A 6,378-nucleotide genomic window follows, 5' to 3' on the forward strand; every position below is an offset into this window, starting at 1 on the left:
AGTGCACGAAGACTGGGGGCGAGCAACCACTACGCATGCCCCGCATGGGGCGACAGCTTCCACGCTTCCAGGCCGAGCAGCATGAGCGCGCGGTCGTAGCGCTGCTCGACCGGCGTGTCGAAGATCACCGCCGGGTCGGCGCCAACGGTGAGCCAGCTGTTCTCGGCCAGCTCCGATTCGAGCTGGCCCTGCTCCCAGGCCGAGTAGCCGAGCGAGACCAGCACCTTGCGCGGGCCCGCGCCGGTGGCCAGGGCCTCGAGCACGTCTTTGGAGGTGGTCATTTCGAGCCCGCCGGGAATCGTCATGGTCGATGCGTAGACCAGCTCCTTGCTGTCCGGTGCGTTGGCAACCACAGGCTCGTGCAGCACGAAGCCGCGCTCGGTTTGCACCGGGCCGCCCTGGAACACGGGCGCCTCGCCGAATTCGGGGCGCGACAGGTGCAGCTCGACTTTTTCGAACAGCACCTTGAGGTTGATGTCGCTGGGCTTGTTGATCACCAGGCCGAGCGCGCCGCGCTCGCTGTGTTCGCAGAGATAGACCACGCTGCGCGCGAAGGTCTCGTCTTGCAGCCCCGGCATCGCTATCAGGAAGTGATGCGTCAGGTTCATCGGGGCAGAATCGGAGCTCATGCCGCCGATTTTACTTGCCGTCGACAAGATCTATCCCAAGGGGCTGATGTGGTTTCGCCGCGACCTGCGGATCGACGACAACGCGGCGCTCTATCACGCGCTGCGTGCCTGCCGCCAGGTGGTGTGCGTGTTCGTGTTCGACCGCGCCATCCTCGACCCCCTGCCGCGGTTCGACCGGCGCGTGGAGTTCATCCGCGAATCGCTGGTCGAACTCGACGCCGAGCTGCGCCGGCTCGGCGGCGGGCTGATCGTGCGGCATGCGGTGGCCGAGGAAGAGATCGCGCAGCTGGCCCGTTCGCTCGACGTCCAGGCGGTGTTCGCGAACCGCGACGACGAGCCGGCCGCGTTGGCGCGCGATGCCCAGGTGCTGGGCGCACTGGCCAACGCCGGCGTGGCGTTCCACACCTACAAGGATCAGGCGATCTTCGAGCGCGACGAGCTGCTCACCAAAACCGGCCAGCCCTATACCGTCTTCACACCCTACAAGCGCGCCTGGCTCGCCACGGTGGACGCGTTCTACCTCAAGCCCTACCCGTCTCGCGGTTACTCCGATGCGCTGGCGCCCCCGCCCGACGCACTGCGCGCGCCCGTGCCGACGCTGCAGGACATCGGCTTCGCACCCAGCAACCTGGCCCAGCTAGATATTCCGACAGGTGCGCAGGGCGGCGCGGCACTGTTCGACGACTTCTTCCAGCGCATCGACCGCTACCAGGCCGCGCGTGACTACCCCGCTGTGCGCGGCCCGAGCTACCTGGGCGTGCACCTGCGCTTTGGCACCGTGTCGATCCGGCAGATGGCCGGGGTGGCGCACCAGCTCTCGCTCCAGGGCGACAGCGGCGCCGCGACCTGGCTCGGCGAACTGATCTGGCGCGATTTCTACTTTCAGGTGCTGGCGCACCACCCGCAGGTCGCAACGGGCAAGAGCTTCAGGCCCGCGTACGACAAGATCGTCTGGCACCACGGCAAGCATGCCGATGCGCTGTTCGACGCCTGGTGCCAGGGCCAAACCGGCTACCCGCTGGTCGACGCGGCCATGCTGCAGATCCAGCAGAGCGGGTATATGCACAACCGCCTGCGCATGGTGGTGGCCAGCTTTCTCTGCAAGGATCTGGGGCTGGACTGGCGGCGTGGCGAGGCGTACTTTGCCGAACACCTGAACGACTTCGAGCTTTCGTCGAACAACGGCGGCTGGCAATGGGCGAGTTCCAGCGGTTGCGATGCGCAGCCCTACTTCCGCATCTTCAACCCGGTGACGCAGAGCGAGCGCTTCGATCCCGAGGGCAAGTTCATCCGGCGCTATTTGCCGCAACTCGCCAGGCTCTCGAACGCCGAAATCCACGCGCCCTGGACGGCGCGCCCGCTCGAGCTGCAGGCGGCCGGCGTCACGCTAGGCGAGAACTATCCCAAGCCGGTGGTCGACCACGCCGAAGCGCGCGAGCGCACCTTGCTGCGCTATGGGGTGGTGCGCAGTCCGGCGGACAAGACGCACTAAGAAAAGCGTTTGTTGGGCGGAGCGCTGCAGGCCGATGGCACTGGCCTGCGCCTAGGGTTTACCACTAGCGCCGACGCACGCCGGGTGCCCGCAGAATCGCCCCACTACAAATCCAAAAAGATCAGGGTGGATAGGGAATGTTCAAACGCAGGCAGAGCGGCCACGCCGCCGCATGGCTGTCTCCTCGCGAGTTGGGGGGTGCGCTCCTCGCCAGCAGCATCGTCCACGTGCTGTTGCTGATTCCCACGCTCATAACCCTGCAGATCTACGACCGGGTACTGAGCAGCCGCCGTGGCGAAACGCTGGTCATGCTGTTGGCGGCGGCCGCCTTGTCGCTGGCGGCATGGTGGCTGGTCGAGACATCGCGCGTACGTTGGTATGCCGCGCGTGCCGACGGACTGGAGCAGCGGTTCGCACAAGAACTGGCGCCATTCATGCTCCACGCCCCAGCTCAGCATGCAGGCACCACCGCCCAGCAACTGTGGAAGGACATGGCCGTACTGCGCGGCTTCCTCGGCGGCCCCGGGCTGCTGGCCGCCACCGACCTCCCCTGGACTCTGGTTTACCTGCTGGTGATCGCGACCTTTCATCCCTTGCTCGGAGGCGTCGCGCTCATCGGCATCCTGATCCTCATTGCGCTCGCATGGCTCACCGAATGGCGGTTGCGCGGCCCCACTGCCGCCGCCGAGCAGGCCCAGATGCAGGCGCAACGCAAGGCGAGCGAAATCGCTGGTTTCACCGAGATCCTGCATGCCCATGGCCAGCAAGCCCAGGCAGGCGAGGCGCTCAATGCCATCAAGGCCGATGCGTCGAGCCTGCGGCTTGCCGCCGAGTTGCCCGGCCACCGCCTGAAGACCGTGGGCAAGCTGGTGCGCCAGGTCTTGCAGCTGGCGATGCTCGCCACCGGGGCCTGGTTGGTCATCCAGGGTCAAGCCACCGGCGGCGTGATGATTGCCGGGAGCATCTTGCTGGGCAAGGCCTTGATGCCATTGGAAGTGCTGATCGGCGGCTGGAAGCAGGTTTTAGAGGCACGCAAAGCGTTGTTCCGTTTGCGGCAAGCCCTGGCAGCTCAGGCCCGCGCCATTCAGCTGCAGCCCGAAACCGCGCTGCCGCCCAGCCGGGGCGAACTGCGCGTGGTGCGGCTAGGCGTCAAGCCTGCCCCAACGGAAGCGGGCATCCTGCACAACCTGAACTTCGAGCTGCCCGCTGGCGCCATGCTGACCGTGCTCGGTGCCAGCGGCAGCGGAAAGAGCACGCTGGCGCGCGTGCTGGCCGGCGTGCAACCACCGACGCAGGGCGAGGTCGCGCTGGACGGCGCGGCCCTGCATCAGTACAGCAATCAAGCGCGCGGCAGGGCCAGCGGCTACCTGCCGCAAGACGTATCGCTGCACAGCGGCACGGTCGCCCACAACATTGCGCGCCTGTGGCAACCAACCGAACCGCTGACGCCGGAACAGAGCGATGCCGTCGTGGACGCCGCCCGGCGCGCCGGCGCGCATGAGCTGATCGCCGCGCTCCCCAAGGGCTATGACACGCGCCTGGGCGGTGAGGCCGGAGCCCGGGTGCTCTCTGGCGGACAACGCCAGCGCATTGCGCTTGCCCGCGCCATTTACGCCACGCCCGGCGCCGACATTCCCAGCCTTGTCGTGCTGGATGAGCCCAACAGTCAACTCGACGCAGAAGGCGAAGCGGCCCTGGAGCGCTGCCTGCACGCCATGCGACAACACGGCAGCACGGTGGTGGTCGTCACGCATCGTCCTCATCTCATCGCACTGGCCACCCATGTGTTGGTGTTGCGGCAAGGCACGGTGGAACAGTTTGGGCCGCGCGAGCAGGTGCGCCAGTGGATGGTGCAGCGCAACCAGCTCGCCCTCAAAAGCCAATCGGAACGCAAGGCAGCGGTGCGCGCATGAAGCGCTCCCTGCCCAACCCTTCCGCCCTGCCGCTGTGGCGCCGGGAAATGCGCAGCGCCTTGCGCCTGGGAATCATCGGCACCGTATTGGGTGTGGTTGCGCTCGGCGCGTGGGCGGCACTGGCGCCCCTGGCCGCTGCCGTCGTCGCGGAAGGCACCGTCAAGTCCCTGGGAAACCGCAAGACTGTGCAGCATGCCGAAGGTGGCATCGTCGCGGCCATTCACGTGAAGGATGGCGACCGCGTGGCGCAAGGCCAAACCCTCATCACGCTGGCCGACGAACGTGTGGCCGCCAGTGCGCAAGCCTTGCGTGAGCAAGGGGCGGCGAATGCTCTTAAGGCCCAACGCCTGCAAGCCGAAACCACGGGCGCGGCCTTCTTGCCGGATCTCGGAGCCTTGAATGAGTATGTCGCCGGCAGCGACACCACCCGCCTGCGCGAGTTGGCGCAGCGCGAAAAGGAACTGTTTGCCGCACGCGCTCGCCAGCAGGCCGAACAAGCCCACTGGCTGGCAGAGCAACTGACGCAAACCCGGCATGAAGTTGCCACCCAGCAGGAGCTGATCGCCACCACCGGTGCTGCCTTGCAACTGGCCCAACGCGACCTTGCCACCAACGAGAAGCTCAAGGCCGATGGCTTTGTGAGCGAGGCCAAGCTGATCGAGTTGCAGCGCACCGTGGCCGACTACCGTGCCCGTGTGCAAAGCAGCCAAACTCAACAGTCGCAGGCCCGCCAGAAAGAGGCCGATACGCGGCTCAAGCTGTCGGCGCAGAGAACCGAGTTTGCAAGGGCCGCCGCAGACGAGCTCAAAGAGACCACTGCCAAGCTCGCACAGACCGTGCAAGAGCTGCGCCCCGCGCTGGACGCGCAAACCCGCCAGCGCATAGTCGCGCCGGTGGCCGGCGAGGTGGTGGATTTGAAATTGCACACGGTTGGCGCCGCCATCGGCCCGCGCGAGCCCGTGCTGGATATCGTGCCCGAAGGCTCGCAACTGGTGATCGAGGCGCGCATCAACCCGACAGACATTCGCGATGCGCAACAGGCAAACGCGCAAGGCGGCATTGCGCACGTGATGTTGACCGCCTACCGTGCACGTGCCACGCCGCAGGTCGAGGGGCGCTTGAGCTATGTGGGTGCGGATCGGTTGAGCGATCCGCATGCGCCGAACCCGAACGCGCCGTATTACGTGACGCACATCGTGGTCAGCCCCGGGGCGCTGCATGCGGCCAGCCAACTCGCAGGGCAGCCGCTCACCCTTTCGCCCGGCATGCAGGCCGAGGTGTTCATTCCTACTGCCGAGCGCAGCGCCTGGCGCTATCTGGCCGATCCGGTGCTCGATGGGGTCAGGCGGAGCTTGAGGGAGCGATGACCTTGAAAGAGGCGCAAGAAATGAAGCGGTCGCAGGCATCACCCTTCGCGATGGCGTTTTGCGCCGCGCCGTTGCTTTGCACGAGCTAGCCCCATGCCCAGCCAACGAGTCGATCAGATGCCTGCTAGCGGGCTTGAAAAATCACCGGCGAAGCACAGTGGCCAGAGTGTTGCCGGGCGAACGCTACCTCGGGGGAAGCAGGAGAGCGCGGGATGGCGACTGTGCTCGGCTCAGAGAGCACCTCGACGCCGAGTTCAAGGACAACCGGCCCATGGATGTGGGCAAACACACAGGCAAGAACGCCGGGCGGGAAGACGAGGTTTGATCCTCGGACTGAGGCTCGCTGAGTTCGAGGCGCGTTAGACGGATCGTGAAGGCCACCCATTCCGAACGAAGAGAGAAGCGATGATGAAACACCTCGACGAAACTGATCTGCGCCTGTGGCTTGATGCGGTGACCCATCCGCCGGCCACCCCAGCCAATCTCTTGGTATGGCTCGAAGGTCCTCTGCGAAAGTTTTTTCCCTACAAGGGGCTTATCCTCGGTCAGGGCGAACTCGTCGCCGGTCAACTCAAGGTCACGCACATGCTGGCGAGCGGCCATGGAGAGGCCTACCTTCGCCAGATCGCCACCACGTTTGAACTGGCGCAACGCGGCTCTCTCAAATGGTGGTTCGCCAACCGGCAACCGTTCTATATCGATCCAAAAGCACCGCCCTCGCACGCTAGCGCGTTCGAGATCGAAGAGATCGAACAATTCGGGCTGCGAAATGTCGCAGGGCATGGCGTGCTGAACATCAAGGCCAACGCGGGAGCCTACTTCGGCTTCGCTGGCGTCAAGGAGCCGCTTTCGGAGTGGCATCTAGGGAACATCTGATCAAGAGCACGTTTCTTGCATGAAGGACTGAACCTGCAAAGGAGCACGAGCGATGAGCCAGATCAGTTTTGCGGATGCCGAGCAAGCTGGCAAGAGGAAGA

At 65.5% G+C, this 6,378-nt stretch carries 5 protein-coding genes; 4 read left to right on the plus strand and 1 reads right to left on the minus strand.

Translation table 11 applies throughout. The features are described from left to right. Positions 1-29: 29 nt before the first annotated feature. On the minus strand, positions 30-629 hold the full coding sequence (locus ACSFA8_RS17155; protein WP_435480699.1) for a YqgE/AlgH family protein: 600 nt from the start codon (positions 627-629) through the stop codon (positions 30-32). On the opposite strand from ACSFA8_RS17155, the gene ACSFA8_RS17160 reads away from it, so the two are divergent. The 4 genes from ACSFA8_RS17160 (at position 628) to ACSFA8_RS17175 (ending at position 6,277) form a co-directional block, all read left to right on the plus strand. Continuing rightward, entirely contained in the window at positions 628-2,121 is a 1,494-nt protein-coding gene (locus ACSFA8_RS17160) for a cryptochrome/photolyase family protein (protein WP_435480700.1), read from the plus strand. The genes ACSFA8_RS17155 and ACSFA8_RS17160 overlap by 2 nt on opposite strands. Before the next feature lie 308 nt (positions 2,122-2,429). Continuing rightward, positions 2,430-4,034, plus strand: a complete 1,605-nt coding sequence (locus tag ACSFA8_RS17165; protein WP_435480701.1) for a type I secretion system permease/ATPase — start codon at positions 2,430-2,432, stop codon at positions 4,032-4,034. Continuing rightward, positions 4,031-5,401, plus strand: a complete 1,371-nt coding sequence (locus ACSFA8_RS17170) for an HlyD family type I secretion periplasmic adaptor subunit (RefSeq protein ID WP_435480702.1) — start codon at positions 4,031-4,033, stop codon at positions 5,399-5,401. Before ACSFA8_RS17165 ends, ACSFA8_RS17170 begins: the two co-directional genes overlap by 4 nt. 408 nt (positions 5,402-5,809) lie before the next feature. Further along, positions 5,810-6,277, plus strand: a complete 468-nt coding sequence (locus tag ACSFA8_RS17175; protein ID WP_435480703.1) for a hypothetical protein — start codon at positions 5,810-5,812, stop codon at positions 6,275-6,277. Positions 6,278-6,378 lie beyond the last annotated feature (101 nt).

It is taken from the genome of Variovorax nitratireducens, from assembly GCF_051216545.1.
Taxonomy (GTDB): domain Bacteria; phylum Pseudomonadota; class Gammaproteobacteria; order Burkholderiales; family Burkholderiaceae_C; genus Variovorax.